The organism is Paenibacillus sp. NEAU-GSW1 (assembly GCF_009737085.1).
Lineage (GTDB): Bacteria > Bacillota > Bacilli > Paenibacillales > Paenibacillaceae > Pristimantibacillus.
The window spans coordinates 1-25356 of the sequence record NZ_WOVL01000002.1; the positions used below are offsets into that span (position 1 = coordinate 1).

Sequence of the window (25356 nt, forward strand, 5' to 3'; positions counted from 1 at the left end):
AATAGTGTAAGCTAAACATGGAATCGATAAATTCGTTTCCCGGGTATCCTATTGCCATTTTTCTGAATCCCCTCCCTTTAGAAAGACGAGATCCTTCATACGTGCGTTATTCTTTTCACAGAAAAAAAAGTGCAGTTGGATTCGCCAACCCGCCTCCTTCTTAACGGAGCGTACGCGAACCACGCTGCACTTTTTTTTACACCGGCATCACTTCGCTTTGTCATTCAAAATGGCTTTACCTTTGCCGATAATAAGCTTTAGCTGATCATTCTCATACCCAACTTCGTATGTCACCTGATATTTACTTAACTTATATGCGCCGTCGACTCTTTCATCTACGGAGATAACGGCTGTAACGACAGCTTCTTTATCGCTTTTCGCCGTTACATGCATGTTATCGATCACCACGTTGCGAGTGCCCATGTAGCCTTCCCTGAACTCCTCATAGCTTGTGCCCGTCTTCCAGTTGCCGCCTATGAGCGAATAGGCATAGACATAGTCCCTGTTGTTTAAGCTGTCGTAAAAGTGAGTGACCAGATAGTCGGCTAATTCATTGATCGAAGCGTCCTGCTGCACAATTCCGTTATTGTCCGTATACGAAAGCTCCGGCAGTTCCGCCATCGGATGAGCCGACCAGTCCTCTACTAGCTTGAGCACGTTTACTATCGGTATGCTGAACCCGATCGTCGTTTCCTCGATGCCTGCCGAATTAATGCCAAGCACCGCTCCCGTCTCTTTGCTGACAAGCGGTCCTCCGCTGTTTCCAGGCGCAATCGGAGCTGAAATTTGGTACAAGTCATCGTACGTATACGGCTCAATTTCAAAGCTTCGGCCAACACCGCTAATAATGCCGGTCGTTACTGTATTCTGAAAGCCGAGCGGACTGCCGACCGCAATTACATCATCGCCAACCTCGGACTTGTCAGCCTCAACGAGCACCAGCGGCTCCATGCCTGCCAGCTCTGCAACTCGTACTACCGCAACATCAATATCCGAGCTGATGCCGATAACTTCCCCTTCAAGCTCGCGCGCGTCCGCCGTCTTGATCGTAACCTTCTTCACGCCGGAAACAACATGCGCGTTCGTAATCAAATCGCCTTTATCGTTATATAAAAAGCCCGAGCCTTGCGTGCCGTCCTCCGTCTCAATCATCACAACCAGCTTTTGCGTCTCATAGATAACGTCCTTAAGCGACTTGGGCGCTCCGCCCGCACCATGCTGCTGAGCAGCCGCAAGCAGCGGCTCGCCGGCAAGCTGCGTTGGCACTTCCGTGCGTATGGCCGCTGCCGCTGCAATGCCGACGATCACAATTAGCGCCGACACTGCCACGCTGATCCTTGTACCCCTTTTCATCCTATCGTCTCCTAAAAGTTTTGCGCAGCAAAACTTACTTCGCAAGCATTTACCTAGTTTTGCGCAGCAAAACTTACTTCGCAAGCATTTACCTAGTTTTGCGCAGCAAAACTTACTTCGCAAGCATATGCCTAGTTTTGCGCAGCAAAACTTACTTCGTAAGCTGCTAATCCAAATACCATGTCGCGTGGTCCACGACCACTTTAACCTGCGGGTCCTCGATGCCCGTCACTATAGCGGAAAAATTAAAATTTTCGCCCGCCTCGATAAAATCCGGGGTTGCTTTCGCCGTGCCCGATTCAATCGGCTTGCCTTCACTGTCATGGACGGTGTATTCAATCGTCACGGAATAGATCGGCCTAGTCGCCGCATTTTTCAACTGTCCGTTAATATGCAAGCTGCCATTTTCATCAAGCTCTGTTTCGATATGCAGCAGCTCCACCGCAGCCGTCTTGTTAATCAAATCCTCCTCGGCCGCTTTCTGCATCGCATTCTCAATCCGCTGCTGCTCCTCTTGCTCGAACTTCAGCTTATCCGCCAGGATGCGGTCGTACAGCTCTTTCAGCTTTTCACGCTCTGTCGTATTCTCTATCCCTTGCTGCACAACTGCCAAAGCGTCGGAGAAGCTTTTCTTGTCCACCAGCTCCTCGGCTTGCTCAGCGCATACTTCCTCAATTCTCTCCTCAATCTTTCGCTTGAGCTCCAACGCTTCATTGCTGGATAAGCCTTTAACAAGATTCAGCTTCGCAATCAGCGCCTCTACCGACTGCAGCTGCTCCAACTCCGACTTGATTTGAAAAACCGTCAACCGCATCGACAAGTCAGCCGCTTGTTCACGAATAACCGTAAACGACTGTTCCTCCCTGCCTCGCAAGTTTTGCTTCAGCTGTTCAAGCAGCGGTTCGGCATTCGTCCAACTGTCGCGGTTCATTAACTTGCCTATCGCATCAACCGTTCGCTGGAACGATGACGCTTCTTGAACGAGCTTCAAATCAACGAGCACCGCGTCATTTTTCGGACGCAGTCTAACTGCATCCTCCAGCAGCATTAAGGACTGATCGTATTTGCCTGCTATCGCATCCTTCGCCGCCTCCGAATGCCATGACTCGACTTGCCTGTTTACTTTCACTTCATATAAATAATAGGAAACAACAGCCGCAGCCGTCACGACGAAAATAAAGGCAGGAAGAAGTCCCGCAATTAACGTCTTGCCGCTCGCAGGCTTACTCCTCTTGCTTTCTTTGTTAGACGCGATCGCAGCTCCAGTCTGCTTCAATCCGCTATGCCATTCCCGGCTAGCTTGATCCTCAATCGGCGCCGTCTCTTGCCCCTCCGGATTCCCCGGCAATCTTCTGCCGCAAAGGCTGCAATAACGCGCATCAGGTTCATGCTTTCTTTCGCAATGCTGGCAGTACACTCCATTTCAACTCCCGTTGCCGTCATCTCTCTTAATCTATCTCCCTATTCTACTAGAAAAAGTAAATGATCTCCATTTTAAATTGATAGAATTGCTAGAAAAGAATGGAATAATTAAAAAAGCGGTTGAAAGCCGCTAATGCATAGCTCCAAACCGCCGCTTCATTCATCTATTTCAAATAGTTCGTTTTGATCCCGTTCAAATGATGCGTCGCATGGCCGGCGATTATGTAAGCAAGCGCACGAGCCGACAGCGGACTGTTATTGGCGGAGCCTGTGCGCACCCAGCCGTCGCCAGGAAGCAACGCAATGAGGGACAGTGTCGATTTGCGGGCAGCAGCAAAATCTTCAATCAGCTCACGCAAGCTGTTCTCTGCAAAATCTACGGTTGCCATGTAGGCATTCTGATCGTATCCTGGGAGCGGTGTTTGATCGCCGCGCGCGATCCGAAGCATGCGATAGCTCATAATCCGTTCGTTGTCGGCGAGATGGCCGATCACCTGCTTGATGCTCCACTTTCCAGGCGCATACCGATAATCGCCCCGTTCTTCGGAAATCGCGCTTAGCGCTGCAGTCGTCTCCTCCAGCTGCTCGCGCAAAATTTGCGCAATATCTCCTTCAGGAACCATACTCACATACGTGGAATAATAAACATTATACTCCTCTGTTTGCGGCCGTCCGATCATGCTTTTCTCCCCCTGCCATAAATTTTCATCGATGTCTGCGATACGAATGTTTAGCAAATTATAGCATGTCCCCCTCTCCCCCGTCCTCCTCAACATGCAAAAAAGAGGCACAAACGTAATGTGCCTCTTTCGTTATATTATTTTTCTTAGGACAATTTTGTAATGACGAGAGAAGCGCTAACGGTCGGAGTTCCTCCGCCGATTGCATTTTGCAGCACTTGGTTACCCATGTTATCGATCCGGTGCAAGGTCAATACCCCGCCTGCCGACAAGGAAGTTATTACTTGCCCAGGGTAAGGGTTATTGCCTGCGTTAGAACCGTAATTGCTGCATAGCACAAGTGTTGCAGGAGCAGGACCTGCGCCGTCCGGATCATAAAATAAGCCGTATGCAGAGTTGCCTGGTGTAGGGAAAACTTCCCAAGTAATATGATAAAACGCAGTATCATTGATGATGATATCCGTTGGAGGAGTAAAGGTAATGGAAGAAGAGCTAATAACGGAGTTGTTAAATGTTACGGCTCCGCCTTGCCCGCCTGGTACCAGCGCAGCTGCTACGTTTTGTGCCTCCGTGCTGCACAAAAACGCAAAATCGGAGATTCCGCCTGCAGGGCCTTGCGGGCCTTGAGGGCCTTGTGCGCCTTGTGCACCCTGTGCGCCTTGCGCGCCTTGCGCGCCCTGTGCACCTTGTGCGCCTTGAGGGCCGGCAGGACCTTGCAAACCTTGCGCGCCTTGAGGGCCGGGAACAGGAGTAACGTTTACAACAGGGGCTGGGCAGGATACTTTAACAATTTTTTTGTTAATAACAATTTTTTTCCTTTTTTTAGGTTTGCAAACAACGACTTTTTTCTTAAAGCAATGTTTTTTCTTTTTATTTACCAGACAACTCAATTATTTAACACCTCCAAGGGATTTGTCTTATACTACGCTTCACTCCTTTTCTTTGAACAAGATACTGACCTAGATTTTACTAGACTACTATCTATTTTAAGAAAAAGCGGCTAATGACGAGAGATAATAGACCATATCCCTATCAATCTACCTAATCAAAATATATGAAACTCTCATATACTAATTTCAGACAACTCATTTTTTTTGACAGCCCCTCATGGGGCTTTTTTTATGTCTCTTTACGTAAAGAGCCTTGCCTTTGCGCAGTGATCGCGCTCATTCAACGTACATTTGTACCTTAGCTAGCCACACACATGCGGCTGCAACCGACTGTAAGGTACTTTTGTACGTTAGATGGAGGTTACCGACTCGCACACCAGCTGCCAAGCTAGCTCTAAGGTACGTTTGAACCTTAGAGCTAGCAATATAAATAGTTGAGGGGACTGTAAAGTACAAATGTACCTTACAGTCCCCTCAACGAAAGAAACACAAATATATCAACTGGGTGCTAGGTATGCTGCGCAAGCCGCTCCAGCAAATAGCGCTTCACATCGTCTGACAAATCCTCGCGCTCCAGCGCAAAGTCGATTGTCGCCTGCACGAAGCCCAGCTTGTCGCCAACGTCATGGCGTTTGCCGGTGAAGCGATGGCCGATCAGCGGCGACACCCGATTCAATCGTTGCAGACTGTCGGTCAACTGAATTTCTCCGGCTTTGCCGGGCTCCGCCCGCTCCAGCAGATCAAAAATAGCCGAATCAAGCACATAGCGTCCGACAACCGCCCAATTCGAAGGCGCCTGTCCCGGCATCGGCTTCTCAATCAGATCGCGCAGCTGTCCATCCTTGTTTCCTGGTTCGAAATCAACGATGCCATACTTATGCGTCTGATCCCATGGCACCTCCATCACCGCTACGACCGACGACTGACGACGTTCATAAACGTCGATCATTTGCTTCAAGCAAGGCGGCTCCGACTTCAAAATATCGTCGCCTAACAGAACGGCAAACGGCTCGTCGCCGATAAATCTTCTCGCGCACAAGACAGCGTGACCGAGACCAAGCGGCTCTTTTTGCCGGACGTAGTAGATGTCCGCAAGCTTAGAGATTTCACGGACGACAGCCAGCATTTGCTCGTTGCCCCGTTCCTCCAGCTCCGCTTCCAGCTCGACCGACTTGTCAAAGTGATCCTCGATTGCCCGCTTATGCCGGCCGCTAACTATGACGATGCTGTCAATGCCCGATTGCACCGCTTCTTCAACTATATATTGGATCGCCGGTTTATCTATGATTGGAAGCATTTCTTTCGGTTGAGCTTTGGTTGCCGGCAGGAACCTTGTCCCGAGACCTCCCGCAGGTATTATTGCCTTGCGTACTCTCTGTTTCAACCGCATCCGCTCCCTATCCCAAAAAATAAAACACCTTTTCATCATAACCCTATTTCCAATTTTTAGCCATAGCGAGAAAAGGCGGTTCGTGTCGGGTTTCGTAAATTGAACGGCCAGCTAGCGACTAGCCGAAGCAAGCGGCAAACGAATAACAAAGACTGTACTGCGCTCCCCTTCTATTTCAATGGAGCCCTGATGAATGTCAACGATCTTGCGTACGATGGACAGCCCGAGGCCGCTTCCCCCAATCGATCTTTCACGCGATGCGTCTACTTTGTAAAACCGTTCAAATACGCGTTCTCTCTCCTCGGGAGCAATGCCGTTTCCTGAATCGGTCAGCCGCACAACGGCAAAGCCGTCCTCTTCGCTTAATTGAAACGAGATATTGCCGTCTTCCGGCGTAAACTTAATGCTGTTGGTCAGCAAATTGATCCATACCTGGCTCAATTGGTCCTCATCCGCCGTAATGACCGTTTCTTCCATAAGAAGCTCGACGGTAAGCCGCTTGGCCATCCAGTGCGGCTCGCAGGAAAGCACAATGTCCCTCAATTGCCGATCAAGCCGGAACGTTACCGGCTGATAAGGATGCTGCTGCGAATCCAGCGATGCCAGCTTAAGCAAGTTTTCGCTCAAACGGGACAGCCTGCTGCTCTCCTGCTTGATAATGCCGACATAACGTTCCCTTTCCGCCTCTGTCAGCGCCTCGCTGCGCAAAGCCTCGGCGAAACCGCCGATAGACGTTAGCGGCGACTGGATTTCGTGCGAAACGTTGGAGACAAAATCTTGCCGCATCGTCTCCAGCTGCGACAAACCGGCCGCCATCCGATTGATGCTGTCCGCCAGCTCGCCGAGCTCATCATTGCGTTGCACCGGCAGTTGCACCGCAAAATCGCCCTTCGCCATTCGCGTCGTAGCGGCCGTCATCATTTTAAGCGGCTTCACTAAATAGCGCGCAGCGACGAGGATAAGAATGCAGCCGACGACTAGCAGCGTAGCCAATATCGTATACGTATTGCGCTGAAAGCTGCGCACCTCGGGCACTCGATCAGGGACAATAAACACGGCCCATTGGGAATAGTCGAACTGTACGATTCTGCCGATCGCCTGAGGCGCAGGCTGCGAATCGCCGTCTTCTTCGTCGCTGATCGAAACGCGCTCCGTTCTGCCCGAGAATACATTTATGAGCGTCTCCCTCGTGAGATGATCAACTAACGCAGCGCTGTTTTTTCCCACCTTGATTACATAGCCGTCTTGTCCAACCGCGACAATCGTCATCCCCTGCAAATTGGATACTTGCTCTAAAAACAACGGCAGCGACCTTGGCGTTGACACCGCATACAGCTGTTCAATCCGCGTGAGCGAATGGTTCATCGCATTGCCGAACCGGCCTCTCATATCATGCTTAAAAAGCAAGTTTGCCGTCGTATACGCGACGCCCATACTAACGAGAACGATTAGCAGAAAAGTAATCGCAATGCGTACATACAAGCTTCGAATCATGCGTTTTCCTCCAGCCTGTAGCCTAGTCCGCGAATCGTCACAATCCGAAATCCGTGCAATTCCTCGGGAAAACGCTCGCGCAGCCGTTTGATATGCACATCGACCGTCCGTTCATCGCCCTCGTAATCCATTCCCCACAGCTGCTCGATCAGCTGCTCGCGGGAAAAGGTTTTTCCGGGATAACTCCCCAACTTGAACAGCAGCTCGAACTCCTTCGGAGGAAGCATAACCTCGGCGCCGTTCACGAGCGCATAATATTCCTTCCGGTTCATCACGACGCTGCCAAATTCGACCGTATGCGAGGAGGCGATTTTGTACCGTTTCAGCAGCGCTTTAACTCTGGCGACAAGCTCCGGCGGATCAAACGGCTTGACCACATAATCGTCGGCTCCAAGCTCGAAGCCCTTGACCTTCTGCGCCGTCTCGCCCTTCGCCGTCAGCATCAAAATCGGCATGTCGAACGATTCGCGCAATGCGGCGCATAACGCCCAGCCGTCCATGCGCGGCATCATGACGTCGATGACGGCCAAATCCAGCTTGTACTCCTCCAGCCTGGCAAGCGCATCCTCGCCGTCCTTCGCTTCTACAACCTCAAAGCCCTCCCTGCGCAAAAACAACACGACGAGCTCCCTTATATTCGGATCGTCGTCGACCACTAACAATTTCGCCATCCGGCTGCTCCCCCATTTTCGGCATTCATGATCGCCACATTAATAGGCGACAATAACTATTGCTTAGACGAGACCGGTCATCTTAATGACAGTCGTTATTTGTACAATAATATAGCTACATGAAATTAAGATGAACATTGTTGACTTTTTTTCTAGATTACAATAATTTTAAACTACGAAAAACGTAATGATCCTGATGTAATGGAGGGATATTCAATGCATAAAACAATTATTATCGGTACCGGCCCTGCCGGTTTGACAGCAGCGATTTATCTTGCGCGCGCTAATATGGAGCCACTGGTCATCGAAGGCTGGCAGCCGGGCGGCCAGTTGACGACAACGACGGAAATTGAAAATTTCCCAGGCTTTCCCGACGGCATTCTTGGCAGCGAGCTGATGTCGAACATGCGCAAGCAAGCGCAGCGCTTCGGCGCTGCCTTCCGCACCGGCTCGGTTAAAAGCGTTGATTTCAGCGAACGCCCGTATACGCTCGACGTTGAAGGAATTGGCGAACTGAAAGCGGAGTCTGTTATTATTTCGACCGGCGCATCCGCCAAATATCTCGGCATCCCAGGCGAGCAAGACAATATCGGACGCGGCGTCAGCACTTGCGCGACATGCGACGGCTTTTTCTTCCGCGGCAAGAAGCTCATTATTGTCGGCGGCGGCGACTCCGCAATGGAAGAAGCGGTGTTCCTGACTCGTTTCGCATCGGAGGTTACAGTCGTTAACCGCCGCGACGAGCTGCGAGCTTCCAAAATCATGCAGGACCGTGCACGCGACAATGAGAAAATCAATTGGAATTTGAACCGCACGCCGCTTGAAGTCGTTGCCGGCGAGCAAGGGCTTCAAGGCTTGAAAGTACGCAACAACGCAACCGGCGAAGAAGAGCTCGTGCAATCGGACGGCGTATTTATCGCCATCGGTCATACGCCGAATACCGGCTTCCTTGGCGGTCAGATTGATACCGATGAGCAAGGCTACATTATCGTAAAACCGGGCACATCCGAGACGAACATTCCTGGCGTATTCGCTTGCGGCGACGTACAGGACAATAAATACCGCCAAGCCATCACGGCTGCGGGAAGCGGCTGCATGGCGGCGCTTGATTGCGAGCGTTACCTGGAAGCCCTCACCCATGGCTAAGAAACTGCCTCTTAAATTTTGTTGCAAAAAGGGTAGTGCATTCTCACAAAAAGTTGTATAATTTGCTTTGTTGAGAGTTACAATACAAAGGCAATGTTACCGCACATATGGATGCTTCACCATCCGCTATGAAAAAGGTACAACCTCGTTTAAAACGTGGTTGTACCTTTTTTGTCTTTGCCCATAATCTACCAAACGATTGGAGCTGGAACACACATGTTACTGGAAGCTATTTACCATCGCCCGAAACAAAACTGGGCTTACGCGTACGACGGAAACACGCTGCATATCCGGATTCGCACGAAAAAAAATGATGTCGAGCTGGTTGAAGCCGTTGTCGGCGATAAGTATGCTTGGGAGCATACGATGGAAACGATCCCGATGGCGCTTTTGTCATCGGACGCTTTGTTCGATTATTGGGAAATCGCCTATGTGCCGCCGTTCCGCCGTCTTCGCTACGCCTTCCGCTTGACGAGCGGAAAAGAAACGATTGTACTGACAGACCGCGGCTTTGCGAAAGAGCTGCCGGACAACTCGAACAGCTTCTTTGATTTTCCGTACATCAATCCAATTGATGTGTTTACGCCGCCTGCATGGGTGAAAGACGCTGTTTTCTATCAAATTTTCCCTGAACGGTTCGCAAACGGCGACCCTTCGATCAATCCTGAGAATACGGAAGAGTGGGGCGGCGAACCGACGCCTAAAAACTTTTTCGGCGGCGACCTGCAAGGCGTCATCGATCATCTCGACCATATAGCTGAGCTCGGCATCAATGCCGTATACTTTACTCCGGTATTTGAAGCCACGACGAATCATAAGTACGATACAGAGGATTACCTCAAGATTGACCGCCATTTCGGTACAAACGAAAAAATGAAGGAGCTCGTCGAGCTTTGCCATGCGCGCGGCATCCGCGTCCTGCTGGACGCTGTTTTCAACCATGCCGGCCGCACCTTCCCTCCATTCGTCGATGCGCTGGAGAAAGGGCAGTATTCGAGCTACGCAGACTGGTTCCATGTGCGGGAGTGGCCGCTGCAGGTCATCGACCGTATTCCAACCTACGAGACGTTTGCATTTGAACCGATGATGCCGAAGCTCAATACCGAGCATCCTGAAGTCAAAGAGTATCTATTTAAAGTAGCCCGCTACTGGATTGAGGAAATCGGCATAGACGGCTGGAGGCTGGACGTTGCCAACGAGGTTGACCACCAGTTTTGGCGTGAATTCCGCAAAACCGTGAAGGACGTCAATCCGGAAGCCTATATCTTGGGTGAAATTTGGCATGATTCCATTGCTTGGCTGCAAGGCGACCAATTCGATGCGGTCATGAACTACCCGTTCACCAATGCCGTACTCGATTTCTTCGGCCATCAAACGCTTGAAACGACTGAATTCGCCGATGCGATCAGCGCGCAGCTCGCGGCATATCCGCAGCAAGTAACCGAGACGGCATTCAACCTGCTCGACAGCCACGACACACCGCGTCTGCTTACCGTATGCGGAGACAACGTCGAGGCAATGAAGCTGGCTGCTCTGTTCCAGCTGACCTACCCTGGCGTTCCGTGCATCTACTACGGCGACGAAGTCGGAATTAACGGCGAAGGCGATCCTGATTGCCGCAAGTGCATGGTATGGGAGCCGGAAGAGCAAAACGTTTCGCTGCTTCAGTTCTACCAGCAAGTTATCGCACTGAGGCATAAGCATGGAGCGCTGCGCAGCTCCGATATTCGCTTCCTGCATGCGGGCGCTAAAGACAGCGGTACGCTCGTCTATGAGCGCCGCGATGGTGAAGAGCGCATCCTGATCGCGCTGAACGCACGCGGAAAAGACGCTTCGGCCACAGTCAAAGCGGACGGCGCATGGGTGTCGCTGCTCGACGAGTCGCTGGAGCTGAAAGCGGACAAAGCTGGAGAGCTGACGTTCAAACTGCCGGCTTACGGCTATCAAATTTGGCGTTTGAAAGCCTAGTATGATATAGATTATTGCAAAACGCAGGCTGTCCCAAAGTCATTAAATGACTTTGGGACAGCCTCTTCTTTTCAGCCCAGTTTCCCCTACTTCGATCGCTTGAGCAGCGATGAATGCCGCGATCTTTTTCATAATAGTTATGGAACACATGACTCCCAACCGCCTGTCGCAAGACACTCACTGCGCAATCAAATGTTCCTCCGATCGCCATTGTTCGCGGATTCCCTGATTTAAACTAGTAAGAAGTAGGAATCCACTCACAAAAGCGAACGCTCCGCTTCTCCAGAATCATTCGACTGCTCCGTTTGATGCCCACGCCACCCGCTTTAGCCCTCGACAGGTAACTTTTCATTCGGAAAATTGCAAATGTGCAGGTTGTACAATTGCAGGAATGAATATGCACTTAGAGCCTTACAAACGCAAAAAAAAAGCGCCACAGGGCATAAAGCGCTGCGGCACCTTAGTCGCGCCGCAATGCCGCGCTACTTCAAGATCGCCGTGCTGTACGGCGGCAATGTCAGCTTGCCGCCCTCCAGCTTAGCCGCGCTTTCGCTTGCGCGGCTTACCGTTTCAAACGCGCCGAAGCTGTCATTCGTCGGCGCGAGCTCGAACGTTTGCGATTCGCCCGATAAGTTATGGGCGACGAGCACACGCTCTTTGCTTGTCAGCCGCACATAGAGGCTGACCGCAGTTGGCGCGTCCGCGAGCGGATAATCGGCGATGCCGCCGTCGCGAAGCGCCGGTTCTTCGCTGCGCCATTTCAGCAGCATACGGTAATGCGAGAACAGCGACTTCTCGTCGCCAAGCTGCGCCTCTACCGATACCGTCGCCGATGCGCCGCTGTTATGCTTCAAAGGCTCCCATGTCGTCTGGCCTTCTCCGCCTTTCGCGTCTGCGTACCATATCATCGGCTCGCGGATGAATTCATCCGGCTTGGCGCCTTTCATGCCGATCTCCTCACCGTAATAAAGGAACGGATTTCCAGGCATCGTCAGCAGCAGCGAGGCCGCCATGCGTGCATGATCGACATTGCCGCCGAGGCGGGTCATGACGCGGTTTTTATCATGATTGTTCAAGAAAGGAGCATCCGTAAACTTCCCTCCGGACGTCTTTTCGTAAGCGGTGTACATCCGCTGAAGCGTGAAGGCGATATCCGGATTGCGCTCGCCTTCCGCCGCTCCGATCAGTTTATCCATCAAGTCGAAATTGAACGCCGAATCCAGCGCCTGATCGAAATATGGCGCGATGACCGACGTCGAATCCCACACTTCGCCGATCAGAAAAACATCGGGCTTCTTTTGCAGCAAGCCGCTGCGGAACTCTTGCCACCATTTCTTATTGGCCGCCCAAATCTCAGGCGTATTGATCGTCGAAGCATAATCGCCATAAATATGCTTGGCGGCGTCGAGCCTGAAACCGTCAAGACCAAAATCCAGCCAATAGTTCCCGATCTTCACCATTTCTTCTCGTACGGCCGGCTCATCAAAATTCAAATCCGGCATACCGCCCCAGAATACGCCCAAATACTGCGAGTCGCCAGACTTATGCCACGGCGCGCTTCCCGTTGCGCCGTCCCCCTTCATTTTCTCGCTGGCAGCTGCGAACCGGTACCAGCTGCGATATGTACTGTTCGGATCGGCTAGCGCTTCCTTAAACCATGGATGCTCGCTGCTCGTATGGTTAACGACTAAATCCATCACGATTCTAATGTCGCGTTTATGCGCTTCTTCCATCAGCCGTTTAAAATCTTCCTTCGTCCCATAATCCGGATTGATGTCATAATAGTCGGTTACATCATAACCATGATAGCTTGCCGCCGGATTGATCGGCATCAGCCAGATTCCGCCAATCCCCAGCTCTTTCAAATAATCCAGTTTGGCCGTCACGCCATTCAGATCGCCAATGCCGTCGCCGTTCGTATCATAGAAAGATCGCACGAAAATTTCATAATAAACAGTGCCCGGCTGCTCATCCACTTGAACCGCTTGCGTACCTGCGCCAGCGCCGGAATCGGGAGCCGCGCTTGCTGCAACTGCTGGAGAAGCCGCCTCGTTTTCTCCCGCGCCATGTCCATTCGACGCAGATGAGCAGCCAGCAGCCACGATTAATCCCGCAGTTAGCAAAAGAGCTGCGGCAAGCCGCAGCCCTTTCCCGGTATGAGTAGTGTTGGATAAAAGCTTCATACCATCATCCTTTCGATGCGCCGGACGTGAGTCCGTGCACGAGAAACTTTTGCAAGAAGACGAACAGCAGCGTGATCGGCACGGCAATGAGAACGGCGCCGGCTGCGAACATCGTAAAGTTCGAGTTTTGGAACGAGTTAACGAGATCGTACATGCCGACCGCAAGCGTCCATTTGTCACGCGACGTGAGCACAAGTCTTGCGAAAATGAAGTCGACCCATGCTCCGGTAAACGTCGTCAACGCAACGTATACGAGAATCGGACGGGCAAGCGGAAGCATAATGCGATAAAAAATTTGCAAATGGTTCGCGCCGTCAATACGAGCCGACTCGTCAAGGCTGCGCGGAATCGTATCGAAGAAGCCTTTAATAACGAAACCGTTGAACAGGACCGCGCCTGCAGCGTAAACCATTACAATTGCTAAATGCGTATTGAGCAATTTCAATTGCATAAGCAGGATATACACTGGAATCAAGCTCATAAAGCCTGGGAACATGCCTAGAATCAGCAATGTCGACAGGACCGTTTGACGTCCTTTGAACCGGAAACGCGACAATGCGTACATGCAAAGCGTTGACAGCAAGGTGGAGAAAATCATCGACAGGAACGCGATTTTCACCGTATTCCAGTACCAAGTGCCGAACATAAACGTATCGGAATTAAACAGCTCTTTGTAGTGCGTCAAAGTCCAAGTTGCGGGAATCATCGTTTCGCTGAACAATGCCGTACCCGGACGGAATGACGAGAACACTACCCAAAGCGAAGGATAAATACAGCAGATCGCAATTACGATCAGAAGGATATAACTAAGCGTCAAACCTGCTTTGCGACCAATCATTGGATCATGTCCTCCTCTTTGAACGATTTTGTGCGACGGTAGTTGTAAATGGAGAACGTTGCAATAACGATGAAAATAATGATGCCGATCGCAGAAGCCATATTGTATTGGCTGTTCGTAAGCGTCAGCTTAAACAACCAGGTAACAAGCAAATCTGTGCTTCCGGCATACAGATAATCGCCGTTTGCAGGCAAGCCGCCCGTCAGAAGGAAAATCAGGTTGAAGTTATTGAAGTTGCCGGCAAACTGTGTAATCAAAATCGGAGCTGTCGCAAACATAACGAATGGCAGCGTAACGATTTTGAATTTTTGGAATGCGGAAGCCCCGTCAACATCAGCCGCTTCGTACAGATCTTTAGGAATCGCTGTAAGAACGCCAAGAAGCAGTACCATGGAAACCGGAATACCGACCCACATATTGACCAGAATTGCAGTCACCTTCGCCATAAACGGATCCGTAAGCCAAGGCACCTTGCCGAAACCGAAAGTAGTCAAGTACGTATTAATCGGTCCGAATTGCCCGTTGAACAGATTGCGCATAACGAGCAGCGAAATCAATTGCGGAATCGCATAAGGCAAAATGAAAATTGTCCGCCACAGCTTTTTGAAACGAACGCCCTTTTGTTCAATAAGCAGAGCAACGAGAAGACCGCCGAAGTAACAGGTCAGTGTCGCTAGAACTGCCCATACGACCGTCCATAGAAATACGCCGTAAAACGTGCCGCTCCACGTTTTTTTCGTCAACAAGTCAATAAACGTTTGAAAACCGACCCAATCCACCAATTTTCCCGGCGGAATATGATGAGGCGAGGAGTAGTTCGTAAACGAGAGAAGCACCATGAACACAATCGGCATAACCGTAAGAAACAGAACACCCATAGCCGGTACAATCATAAGCATATGCGGGAATTTGCGATCCAGCAAATAACTAACCGTCTTTTCGAACGTCGCTGGCGTTTCTCCATTGTCCCGTATGCTTCCCGTACGATACGCATCGCGAATATTCATAATCCAAATTACGATAAAGATAGCTAAGACAAACATAATAAGCAAACCGTTGATGAGCAATGTAATCGAGTTATCGCCCTCAACGCGTACAGATATTTTGTTGACGACTTTAAAGCCGTGCAGCTTCTCACCTAAGGTCCAAATGCCCCAAAAAGCGCGAGGCAGCGTCGGCGCCAGAAAAATAATGGCTGCCGCTTTTATGATTATCAGAATAATTCCTTTTACATATTGCCGATTATACAGCTGTCCCAGCCCCATAATTACGCCCGACAATACTCCGGCGGTATAGCGATGACGGTTCATAACCTAAGCGGCCCCCTTCCATGGCGGTCACCCGCCGAAGCAGCTTCGGCGGGCGAGCCATTTGTTTAGCATGATTGTTAGTTAAAGTGTTGCCATGGCAGTTGAAGCTATTACTGTGCAGCGCCTTGGCTAGCGTCTTTGATTTGTTGTACGGCATTGTCAAGAGCTGCTTTAGGATCTTTGCCTGCGTTCCACACATCCGAGAATGCAGCGCCGATTGGATCCCATACGCCGCCCATTTCAGGGATGGAAGGCATTGCTTGCGAGTTAACGAATTGTGCTGCGAAGCCGCTGGAAATTTCGTCAGCTTTGAAGATTGGATCTTCCATCGCTTCTTTGTTTGCAGGAATCGCGCCATTGTACTGGAATGATTTCAATTGGCTCTCTTTCGACGAAACATAGTGAGCGAACAAGCGTGCAGCATTCGGATATTTCGAGAACGAATTTACGTACCAGGCTTTAACGCCGGAGAACGATACAGCCGCTTTGCCGCCGATTGTTGGAACTGGAACTACGCCGAAGTTGATGCCCAGGTTTTTGAAGTCGCCGACTTTCCATGGTCCTGTAATTGTCATTGCCAGCGATTTATCAGCGAATTTTCCTTGGATAATGTCAGCCGTAGCGTCGCCGGATTCAATTGGCAAAATGTTTTTCAAGGATTGGTAAACCTTCACGCCTTCTACCGCGCCGTCATTGTTCAGGCCGATATCAGCAGGGTTCGTACCGTTATCGCCGAACACGTAACCGCCAGTTGTCGCGATGAACGGATAGTTGAAGTAGAAGTTGCCCAATTCCCACATTAGAGCGTATTTGTTGCTGCCAGCATCGTTGAACGTTTTGGAGAATTCAATGATCTCCTCAAACGATGTTGGAGGTGTTTTCACAAGGTCTTTGTTGTAGAACAAACCGTATGTTTCAACCGAACGAGGGTATCCGTACAGTACGTCTCCGGAAGTTACAGCATTAACTGCCGCTTCAGCGTTGTCTGCTTTTGTCGTATCCGCATAGAAGTCATTCGGAAGCAAGATACCGGCAGCAACCGCTTTACCAAGGCTGTCATGCGGGAATGTTACAACGTCAGCGCCGATGCCTGCAGGACCGTCAGTCAGCAATTTGCCAACTTGGTCAGGGGATTCAACGTCTTCAACTTTTACCGGAATGCCATATTTCTCTGTAAATTCCTTTGCAATTCCGTCGATAAAGCCGCGTTCGTTTTTGGAATCCCATACGACAAGCGTTGCGCCTTCTTCAGGAGTAATGTCTTCCGAAGCCGCCGGAGCTTCCGAAGCTGCGTCCGTAGCCGCTGGCGCATTCGTTGCAGCGCCGCCGTTGTTGCCGCCGTTGTTGCCGCCGTTGTTCGTGTTCCCTCCGCAAGCAGAAACGATGAATAATGACACAATTGTTGAAATAACCATCCATTTTTTCATGTGTACAAGATCCCCTTCCATCTTCGTAATGAATACTTTGTTGTGAACAAGAGCGCTTGCATTTTCTTTTCCTGCGAACATTGGCTCATTATCATGGTTCTCGTTTGTTTAGTTTGCTTTGTTTTCATGAAACGATTTATATGCAAACGTTTGAACAAAAATCATGAGTTTGTGCCAGAGAAACGAGTTATTTACGTATTTTTCCCGTTCTCGTCGAAGGAAATCGCAGTGAAAGCGTTCTTTTCGTGAGTTCATCATACAACAGCGTTCTGCATTTGTAAAAACGTTTGCACAGGTCGTAATTTCCGACTATTTCGTAGATATCTTCAGTTTGCTACGTTATTCTTCGTTTATCCCAGTTTTTCATCATTTGTGAAACGCTTTCGGAAGATATATATTTACTTTATATAGCGCATGCATTACGATTAAACAATAGTGTTCAAACGATTGCATTTGAGATGGGGGCTATCTTCATGGTAACGATAAAAGACATTGCGAAAGCTGCGGGCGTATCCCCTTCAACGGTGTCCAGAGTGGTATCGAATCATCCGCGGATTAGCAAAGAAACCTCTATAAAAGTAAAGCGCATTATGGAAGAAATGGGCTACCATCCGAATATTATGGCCAAAAGCCTTGTTTCTAAAACAACGAATACGCTTGCCATTATGCTGCCGCGGCCAGCCGAGGAACTTTTCCAGGATTTCTTCTTCGGAGAGCTGTTACGAGGCATTCTGACTCATTCCAGCCGCGCCGGTTACGATATGCTGCTCACTGCAGCTACAAGCGAGCATGACGAGATCGAAACGATTTCACGACTCGTGTTTGGACGGCGGGTTGACGGCGTAATGCTGCTTTCATCGCGCATCAACGATCCGTTGATCAGCTATTTGAATGAGCAAAAGTTTCCAAGCGTGCTGATCGGCCGAACGGATGAACCGCATGATAATATTTTATCGGTAGACAATGATAACGTTCAGGCGGCTTTCGACGCAACCCAGCATCTCATTGCACAAGGACATACTCGAATCGGCTTTGTTAGCGGGCCGCAAAACTTAAACGTATCTCGCGACCGGATGAGCGGTTATCGCAACGCGATGGCGGAAGCCGGGCTGCAGTGCCGTTCCGAATGGATTGTCGACGGCGAATTTTTGCAGCAAAGCGGCTATCGGGCTATGTCTCTGACTATGGGACATCCGGAGCGCCCGACTGCGCTTGTCGCGATTGACGATGTCGTCGCGTTCGGCGTTATGCGCGGCCTTTCAGAAATCGGCTACTCGGTTCCCGACGATCTTTGCATCGTAAGCTTCAATAATATTGCGTTGTCCGAGCTTGCTACGCCGCCTATCAGTTCTGTCGATATCGGCACGTACCAGCTTGGCTACGCCGCATCGCAATTGCTGGTGCGCCGCATTAATGAGGAACCGGTTCATCAAACCCATCTCATTATCCCGCATCGTTTAATCGTGCGTGAATCATCCATTAATCTTGCATCCAAAAGGAGCTGAGTTTTATGTCTAATCCAAATAAACCCTATCTTGTGGATGCCATCATCGGTAATTCCAAGTTTCTCGCCTCTCTCGGCAGCAACGGCAGAATGTATCGCCTTTGGTGGCCCCACATCGATTTCCCTCAGCATGTAGACGCAATCCGGACCGGCGTTCGCGTTGCCGACGCTTCCGCTAAAGTATCCTGGTTCGACAGCGCCGAGGAAGGCTGGAGCCATGAAGCGGCTTATGTAGAGAAAACAAACATTTTCCGCGTTCAAGCTTCGAATGAGGCTCAATCGCTGCGCGTTGACAGCTATCATTACGCTGTTCCTGAGCAGTCTTTTATCGTTCGCGATTACAAATTCGAAAATACGTCGGATCAACCCGTTTCGTTTGAATTTGTTCTCCATTCTTCGTTTAAACTAAGTGAAAATGAGCTTTACAACACAACAACCTTTAATGTCGCAGACGACGCGCTTATTCATTTCCGCCGCCGCTATTTTTTTGCGCTTTCAAGTGCAAACGTATGCACAAAATTCCAGGCAGGCCGTGCATGGGATGCGGCGCAAAATGCCGACTTGAACGGCAATGTCATCGACATGCAGCCGGACGGCGCGCTCGTATGGCGTATTGATGAATTGGCTGCCGGTCAAAGCGTATCGATCCCTGTCTATATCGCTGCCGGTGAAAATGAGGAAGAAAGCTTGCAAGCCATGCGCATTGCGAAAAGCAAGCCTAGTTTGGCTTGGCAAGCCGATACCGATGCGTACTGGCGCAATTATTTGCTCGCGGCAGCGCCTTGCCCGATTAACCGCTCGGATGTCGCTGAGCTTTATGACCGTTCGCTGCTCGTATTCAAGCTTATGTCTGACGAGCAAACCGGCAGCATTATTGCCGCTCCTGAGTTCGACGAGCAATTCATTCGCTGCGGCGGCTACTCCTACTGCTGGGGACGCGATGCGGCATTCATTACAACAGCGCTTGACAAAGCCGGCCTGAACCAGCTTTCCGACCGCTTCTACGATTGGGCATTAACTGCGCAAGCGCCGGACGGTTCCTGGCAGCAGCGCCACTATCATGACGGCAGCCTTGCGCCGTCTTGGGGACTGCAAATCGATGAAGGCTCCTCGATTATTTGGGGGATGTGGCAGCATTACCTGGAAAATAAGGACAGCAGCTTCGCTGCAAAAGTATGGCCTGCAGTCGAGCGCGGCGCCCGTTTCCTGATCTCCTATCTCGACCCGGCAACAGGACTGCCGAAGCCAAGCATCGATCTGTGGGAAGAACGCGAAGCGTCACATACGTATTCTTCCGCTGCCGTATACGGCGGCTTGACGGCTGCCGCAAGCTTCGCTACCGTTTCGGGAGCAAACGAGCTTGCCGATGAATGGCTTGCAGCAGCTGAACGCATTGCGGAGCGCATCGTTTCCGAGCATTGGAATGAAGAGCGCGAAAGCTTCTACCGCGGCCTGAATATTACCGTAGATCAGCAGCGCTATGAACGCGAGACGGCTGACGGCAAGCAAGGCGAAGTTTCGGAGTTTGTGAAAGGTTATAGCAAGCATAAGCTGCGCCACGATCCGATTGTCGATATTAGCTTGCTTGGCATTTCCGTACCGTTTGGCGTCGTTGCGCCGGAGCATGAATACATGCGAAAGACAGCTGCAACGATTGAGCGCGAGCTTACCGTTCCAGGCGTCGGCGGCATTAAGCGCTACGAGGATGACCGATACATTGGCGGCAACCCTTGGATTCTGACTTCGCTGTGGCTCGCTCACTACAAGCTGCAAACCGGTCAAATCGAAGGCGCCACACAAATTATCGACTGGGTGCTTGAGCATCGCACAACAACCGGCCTCTTGCCGGAGCAAGTCGATAAGGTGACAGGCGAAACGGCATGGGTTGTGCCGCTTACTTGGTCGCATGCGATGTATATTCTCGCTGTCGGCATGCTGGCTGATGCGGAAAAAGCTCAAGCGGCAACCGCTGGAGAAGCTGCCGTATAGATTGTTATATATGCAAAGTGCCGGAAGAACAGTTGCGCAACTGTCCTTCCGGCACTTTTTTATTATGAAGCCGCAGGGTCATAAGCTGTTCCGTCTATCATCATAAGGCAATCTGCATCAATATATGGAGAGTCGTTAGCGGTCATCGCGGACGTTTTAGTTCGAACGCCCTTTTGCATCATTTCGGCCTGTCGGTACACACTATAGGAAGGAAAGGATGAGAGAAATATGACAACTGCAACCCATACTGTTTTAAACAAACAAATCGCCAATTGGAGCGTACTTTACATCAAGCTGCACAACTACCATTGGTACGTAAAAGGAACGCAATTTTTCACTTTGCACGTTAAATTTCAGGAGTTTTACGAGGAAGCTGCGCTTCACGTCGATGAAATTGCCGAGCGCCTGCTGGCTCTTCAAGGTCGGCCGAGCGCCACAATGGCCCAATACTTGAGCACCTCCAGCATTAAGGAGGCTAGCGGCTCCGAGTCCGCAAAGGAGATGGTCGATTCACTAGTCGCCGATTTCACCACATTGATCGGCGAATTGAAGGAGGGCATGCATGTCGCTCAGGAAGCAGGCGACGAGACGACAGCAGACATGCTGCTCGCGATCCACACCACGCTTGAGAAGCATGTGTGGATGCTGAGAGCTTTTAACGCTTAATGTTTGTTTCATAGATAAAAAAGCCGCTGCACATGCCGCTCTTGCGACGATGGTGCAGCGGCTTTTCCGCTAGATAGCTGCCGTCGAGTCCTTAAACCAGTTTTATACGATTGCTGCCAACCAGCTGTTTACCCCAGAACGCTTCAAGAACGTCGCCGTCGTTTAGAGCGGCAACCCCTTCCGGCGTGCCGGTGTAAATCAAATCGCCTTGTCCAAGACCGTACAACCGGTCGATATGTTCGATCAGCTTTGAAACGGGGAATAGCATATCGCTTGAATTGCCCAGCTGCGCCTGCTCGCCGTTGCGAATGAGCGTAAAGCTCAAATCCTTGAGCCCTTCCTCGCCCGGATACGGAAGCCAACGCCCTAACGGCGCAGAAGCTTTGAAGCCCTTCGCCTCCAGCCACGGCTGGCCCTTTTCCTTTAATCTGCTTTGCACATCCCTTAGCGTTAAATCCAGACCAAGCGTCATCGCATCAATACATTCATCCGCATTCATGCCAGGCGACAACGGCTTTCCGACCCTCAGCACGATCTCCAGTTCAAAATGAACGGCGCCTCTGTCGCCTGGAATCGGCAGCAGCTCGCCATCCATTGCCGCAACCGCATGCGAAGGCTTTGTAAAAACGAGAGGCGATTTCGGAATCTCGTTGCCAAGCTCGATCGCATGCATCCGGTAGTTCCGTCCGATACAATAAATGTTGCGTATCTGTTGTTCTTCTGCCATATCACTGCCGCCTTCCTAGCCGTTTCGGCTCTGCTAACCTTAAATTAGTCAACTAGCTTTTCTTCTGTTCGGCAATTTTCTCGGCCAGCTCATTTAATTCCGTCCACCGTTCCAGAAGCTCGTCGAGCTTCGCTTCCAGCTGCTGCTGTTCCGCTATCAGCTGCTGAAGCAGAACGGAATCGCTGCCCGATTCGTTCATCCGCTCGGCCACCGCGCTCAGCTTCGCCTCCGTATCGGCGATCCAGCCGTCAATTTGCTCGTAGTCTTTCTGATCTTTATAGGACATGCGCAGCCGTTCCGAAGATCTCGGAGCCGATGGCGCAGGAGCCTCTGCGCTTGACGCCGTCTTCGCCGAATGTTGCGCCGCTCCAGCGCTTTCGCTTGCCGGACCGTTTTTGCTCAGATGCTCCTGATATTCGGTATAGTTGCCTGTATGGTGCGAGATTACGCCATTGCCTTCAAATGCGATAATTTTATCTACCGTGCGATCAAGGAAATAACGGTCATGGGATACGACAAATACGACGCCCGGGAAATCGTCGAGATAATCCTCAAGTACGGACAACGTCGCAATGTCCAAATCATTGGTCGGCTCGTCCAGAAGCAGCACATTCGGCGCATCCATCAAGACGCGCAGCAGCTGCAGCCTTCTTTTCTCGCCGCCGGAAAGCTTTGCGATTGGCGACCATTGCATCGCAGGCGCAAACAAAAAGCGTTCCAGCATTTGTCCCGCTGAGATCATAATGCCTTCCGCCGTGCGAACCTGATCCGCTCCTTCGCGGATATACTCGATAACGCGCAGCGACTCATCCATCTCTTCGTGCTCCTGCGAGAACCAACCGAGCTTAACGGTCGGCCCCAGCTCTACTGTACCCGCATCCGGCTGAAGTCGTCCTTCGATCAGCTTCAGCAGCGTCGACTTGCCGCTGCCGTTGCGGCCGACAATACCGACGCGATCCTCAGGAACGGCAATATAGCTCAAGTCGCGAATAACGGTTCGCTCGCCGAAGCTTTTCGTCACATGTTCGATCTCCAGTATCTTTTTGCCCAGCCTCGAAGAAGCGACAGATACATCCATCTTGCCGCCTGCCTGCTTCGGCGCTTGCGTCTTCAACGCCTCGAACCGGTCGATCCGCGCCTTCTGCTTCGTCGTCCGCGCCTTGGCGCCGCGCCGAATCCAAGCCAGCTCGTTGCGCAGCAGGTTCTGGCGCTTGCTCTCCGTCGCCGCTTCCCGTTCCTCCCGCTCCAGCTTGAGCTCCAGAAACCGGCTGTAGTTGGCTTCATAGAAATAAGCCTTGCCCTTATCCAGCTCAATAACCCGATTGCTTACGCGATCGAGGAAATAACGATCATGGGTAATCATCAGCAACGCGCCCTTGCGCTTCTGCAGCATCCCTTCGAGCCAAGCGACCGAGTCGTTGTCGATATGGTTCGTAGGCTCGTCAAGGATCAAAATATCAGAAGGCTGAAGCAGCGCCGCTGCCATCGCCACTCTTTTGCGCTGGCCGCCCGACATCGTTTCGACTTTATCGTTGTAGTTCAAAATGCCAAGCTTGGCGAGCGCGACCTTCGCATCGCTGTCCATCGTCCAAGCGTCCAGCTCATCCATTCGCTGGTTCGCGGCAATGAGCTGCTGCTGCAGCTTCTCATCGCTTGGCTTCAATTCAATCGCTTCCATAGCGGCAGTGTATTCTCTTACCGCTCGAAGCTGCGGCGAATCGCCGCCCAGAACATGCTCAAGCGCCGTCTCTCCCGGCTCGAAAACAGGATCCTGCGCCAGCATTCGCACTCTTACGCGGTTGCCGATTGAAATTTGGCCGGCATCTGCGGCATCAAGCCCGGCAATCACTTTCAGAAATGTCGACTTGCCAGTGCCGTTTACGCCGATAATGCCGATTTTGTCGCCTTCTTCAACACCGAAGGTGACATCTTCGAACAGCAGCTTCTCGCCGTAGCTTTTAGTTATATGTTCAACGGATAATAAATGCATGATCAAACCTACTTTACATCGGATTCATAAGGCAATTGCTATGTAACATCATAACATACTCAGCCGCTTCGATCACTCTTGAAGCCATGGCACCGCCCTGCTCATGCAATACAAAAAAAATCCCCGTTCCTATCCAGCGCTTGAGAAAAGCTGGTATAGAGAACGGGGATTGCAGCTCTGCAATTTATTTCAACGTACCGATCATTAATTCAGGCTTTACGAACTCGTCGAATTGCTCGGAAGTCAGCAAACCGCTTGCGATCGCGGACTCTTTAAGCGTCAAACCTTTTTTGTGCGCGTTTTTAGCGATTGCCGCCGCATTCTCGTAACCGATATGCGGGTTCAGCGCCGTTACGAGCATGAGCGATTGCTCCAGGTTGCGCTTGATCACGGCTTCATTCGGCTCGATGCCGACTGCGCAGTTGTCGTTGAACGAAATCATGCCGTCGGCCATCAGCGCGACCGATTGCAGGAAGTTATAAATGATAACCGGTTTGAATACGTTCAATTCGAAGTTGCCTTGGCTTGCGGCAAAACCGATCGTCGCATCGTTGCCGAATACTTGGCATGCCGCCATCGTAATCGCTTCGCTTTGCGTAGGGTTTACTTTGCCCGGCATAATGGAGCTGCCCGGCTCGTTTTCCGGAATCGAAATTTCGCCGATGCCGCAGCGAGGACCGCTTGCCAGCCATCTTACGTCGTTGGCGATTTTCATTAAATCGGCCGCCAGCGCTTTGATTGCGCCGTGCGCGAACGTAATTTGGTCATGGCTTGTCAGGGAGTGGAACTTGTTTGGCGCCGTAATGAACTTCTTGCCCGTCAGCTCGGTCACTTCAGCCGCTACTTGAACCGCGAAGTCCGGGTGAGCGTTCAGCCCTGTGCCTACCGCTGTGCCGCCAAGCGCCAGCTCGCGCATCGTGTCAACGCTTTGCTCGATCATGCTGCGCGTTTTGGTCAGCATCGTATGCCAGCCGCTAATTTCTTGGCCGAGCGTAATCGGAGTCGCGTCCTGCAAATGGGTACGGCCGATCTTGACAATGTTCTCGAATTTCTCTTGCTTCGCCCGTAACGTGCCGCTCAGGACGTCGATCGCCGGCAGCAGCTTGTCTTCAACCTCGATCACGCCTGCGATATGTAAAGCAGCCGGGAACGTATCGTTCGAGCTTTGGGAACGGTTAACGTCATCGTTCGGGTGAATGCGCACTTCGCTTCCGCGCGCTTCAAGCAATTGATTTGCACGGCGGGCAACGACCTCGTTCACGTTCATGTTCGTTTGCGTACCGCTGCCTGTTTGCCATACAACGAGAGGGAATTCGTCATCCCATTTGCCGGCCAAAATCTCGTCGACAGCTTCGCCGATTGCTCCCGCTTTCACTTCATCAAGCATACCGATCTTCAGGTTTGCGTTTGCCGCTGCTTTCTTTACGATCGCCATCGCATAAACGACTTGAATCGGCATCCGCTCGCTGCTAATTTTAAAGTTTTGCAAGCTGCGCTGCGTTTGCGCGCCCCACAGCTTGTCTGCCGGCACTTGAATTTCGCCCATCGTATCTTTCTCAATACGGAATTCCATCTTTATTGCCTCCTTGTCTTCTCCAAACATTTCTAAGCACATAATACTACTTTATACAAAATGCTGCGGCCGTTCAAGCCAACCATAGTCGGCGAAGCTCATTTCGCATTGAAATAGAAGCGCGCACAACAAAGC

General features: G+C 51.0%; 19 protein-coding genes. 5 read left to right on the forward strand and 14 right to left on the reverse strand.

Annotated features, from left to right (window positions below):
* Window positions 1–207 precede the first annotated feature (207 nt).
* From GOM71_RS01140 to GOM71_RS01170, 7 genes are all read right to left on the reverse strand, one after another.
* Window positions 208–1353 (reverse strand): S1C family serine protease, encoded by a 1146-nt coding sequence (locus GOM71_RS01140; protein ID WP_156277586.1) that lies wholly within the window; start codon window positions 1351–1353, stop codon window positions 208–210.
* Window positions 1354–1519: 166 nt separating this feature from the next.
* Window positions 1520–2770 carry an FxLYD domain-containing protein gene (locus GOM71_RS24795; protein ID WP_156277588.1) on the reverse strand — a complete coding sequence of 417 codons (1251 nt, stop codon included), beginning with the start codon at window positions 2768–2770 and terminating at the stop codon, window positions 1520–1522.
* A gap of 169 nt (window positions 2771–2939) precedes the next feature.
* Window positions 2940–3455 carry a DinB family protein gene (locus GOM71_RS01150; protein WP_156277590.1) on the reverse strand — a complete coding sequence of 172 codons (516 nt, stop codon included), beginning with the start codon at window positions 3453–3455 and terminating at the stop codon, window positions 2940–2942.
* 146 nt (window positions 3456–3601) lie between these two features.
* Window positions 3602–4345, reverse strand: a complete 744-nt coding sequence (locus tag GOM71_RS01155) for a collagen-like protein (protein WP_173275035.1) — start codon at window positions 4343–4345, stop codon at window positions 3602–3604.
* 508 nt (window positions 4346–4853) lie between these two features.
* Window positions 4854–5735: a UTP--glucose-1-phosphate uridylyltransferase GalU gene (gene galU / locus GOM71_RS01160; protein ID WP_156277592.1), complete on the reverse strand. Its 882-nt coding sequence runs from the start codon at window positions 5733–5735 to the stop codon at window positions 4854–4856.
* Between the two features lie 111 nt (window positions 5736–5846).
* The gene (locus GOM71_RS01165; RefSeq protein ID WP_156277594.1) at window positions 5847–7229 is read right to left on the reverse strand and encodes a sensor histidine kinase; all 1383 of its coding nucleotides are present in this window, start codon (window positions 7227–7229) and stop codon (window positions 5847–5849) included.
* Window positions 7226–7900: a response regulator transcription factor gene (locus GOM71_RS01170; protein WP_156277596.1), complete on the reverse strand. Its 675-nt coding sequence runs from the start codon at window positions 7898–7900 to the stop codon at window positions 7226–7228. The genes GOM71_RS01165 and GOM71_RS01170 overlap by 4 nt, the downstream gene beginning before the upstream one ends.
* 216 nt (window positions 7901–8116) lie before the next feature.
* Between GOM71_RS01170 and trxB the strand changes: the two genes are divergently transcribed.
* The gene (trxB, locus tag GOM71_RS01175; protein WP_156277598.1) at window positions 8117–9046 is read left to right on the forward strand and encodes a thioredoxin-disulfide reductase; all 930 of its coding nucleotides are present in this window, start codon (window positions 8117–8119) and stop codon (window positions 9044–9046) included.
* A 216-nt stretch (window positions 9047–9262) separates the two neighbouring features.
* Window positions 9263–11014, forward strand: coding sequence for an alpha-glycosidase (locus GOM71_RS01180; protein ID WP_156277600.1), 1752 nt, complete (start codon window positions 9263–9265; stop codon window positions 11012–11014).
* Between the two features lie 482 nt (window positions 11015–11496).
* On the opposite strand, the gene GOM71_RS01185 is transcribed toward GOM71_RS01180, so the two are convergent.
* From GOM71_RS01185 to GOM71_RS01200, 4 genes are all read right to left on the reverse strand, one after another.
* Complete coding sequence (locus tag GOM71_RS01185; protein ID WP_156277602.1) at window positions 11497–13197, reverse strand: alpha-amylase family glycosyl hydrolase; 1701 nt, start codon at window positions 13195–13197, stop codon at window positions 11497–11499.
* 4 nt (window positions 13198–13201) lie between these two features.
* On the reverse strand, window positions 13202–14035 hold the full coding sequence (locus GOM71_RS01190; RefSeq protein ID WP_156277604.1) for a sugar ABC transporter permease: 834 nt from the start codon (window positions 14033–14035) through the stop codon (window positions 13202–13204).
* The gene (locus GOM71_RS01195) at window positions 14032–15345 is read right to left on the reverse strand and encodes a carbohydrate ABC transporter permease (protein WP_156277606.1); all 1314 of its coding nucleotides are present in this window, start codon (window positions 15343–15345) and stop codon (window positions 14032–14034) included. Before GOM71_RS01195 ends, GOM71_RS01190 begins: the two co-directional genes overlap by 4 nt.
* A 110-nt stretch (window positions 15346–15455) precedes the next feature.
* On the reverse strand, window positions 15456–16772 hold the full coding sequence (locus GOM71_RS01200) for a sugar ABC transporter substrate-binding protein (RefSeq protein ID WP_156277608.1): 1317 nt from the start codon (window positions 16770–16772) through the stop codon (window positions 15456–15458).
* A 473-nt stretch (window positions 16773–17245) separates the two neighbouring features.
* Between GOM71_RS01200 and GOM71_RS01205 the strand changes: the two genes are divergently transcribed.
* The 3 genes from GOM71_RS01205 (at window position 17246) to GOM71_RS01215 (ending at window position 20931) form a co-directional block, all read left to right on the forward strand.
* Window positions 17246–18277: a LacI family DNA-binding transcriptional regulator gene (locus GOM71_RS01205; RefSeq protein WP_156277610.1), complete on the forward strand. Its 1032-nt coding sequence runs from the start codon at window positions 17246–17248 to the stop codon at window positions 18275–18277.
* Window positions 18278–18282: 5 nt separating this feature from the next.
* Window positions 18283–20265 carry a glycoside hydrolase family 15 protein gene (locus GOM71_RS01210; RefSeq protein WP_156277612.1) on the forward strand — a complete coding sequence of 661 codons (1983 nt, stop codon included), beginning with the start codon at window positions 18283–18285 and terminating at the stop codon, window positions 20263–20265.
* 228 nt (window positions 20266–20493) lie between these two features.
* A complete protein-coding gene (locus GOM71_RS01215) occupies window positions 20494–20931 on the forward strand; it encodes a Dps family protein (protein WP_156277614.1) in 438 nt (145 codons plus the stop codon).
* A 91-nt stretch (window positions 20932–21022) separates the two neighbouring features.
* On the opposite strand, the gene GOM71_RS01220 is transcribed toward GOM71_RS01215, so the two are convergent.
* From GOM71_RS01220 to fumC, 3 genes are all read right to left on the reverse strand, one after another.
* Window positions 21023–21658, reverse strand: coding sequence for a fumarylacetoacetate hydrolase family protein (locus tag GOM71_RS01220; protein WP_156277616.1), 636 nt, complete (start codon window positions 21656–21658; stop codon window positions 21023–21025).
* A 52-nt stretch (window positions 21659–21710) separates the two neighbouring features.
* The gene (locus tag GOM71_RS01225; protein WP_156277620.1) at window positions 21711–23648 is read right to left on the reverse strand and encodes an ABC-F family ATP-binding cassette domain-containing protein; all 1938 of its coding nucleotides are present in this window, start codon (window positions 23646–23648) and stop codon (window positions 21711–21713) included.
* A gap of 184 nt (window positions 23649–23832) precedes the next feature.
* Entirely contained in the window at window positions 23833–25221 is a 1389-nt protein-coding gene (gene fumC, locus GOM71_RS01230; protein ID WP_156277623.1) for a class II fumarate hydratase, read from the reverse strand.
* Window positions 25222–25356 lie beyond the last annotated feature (135 nt).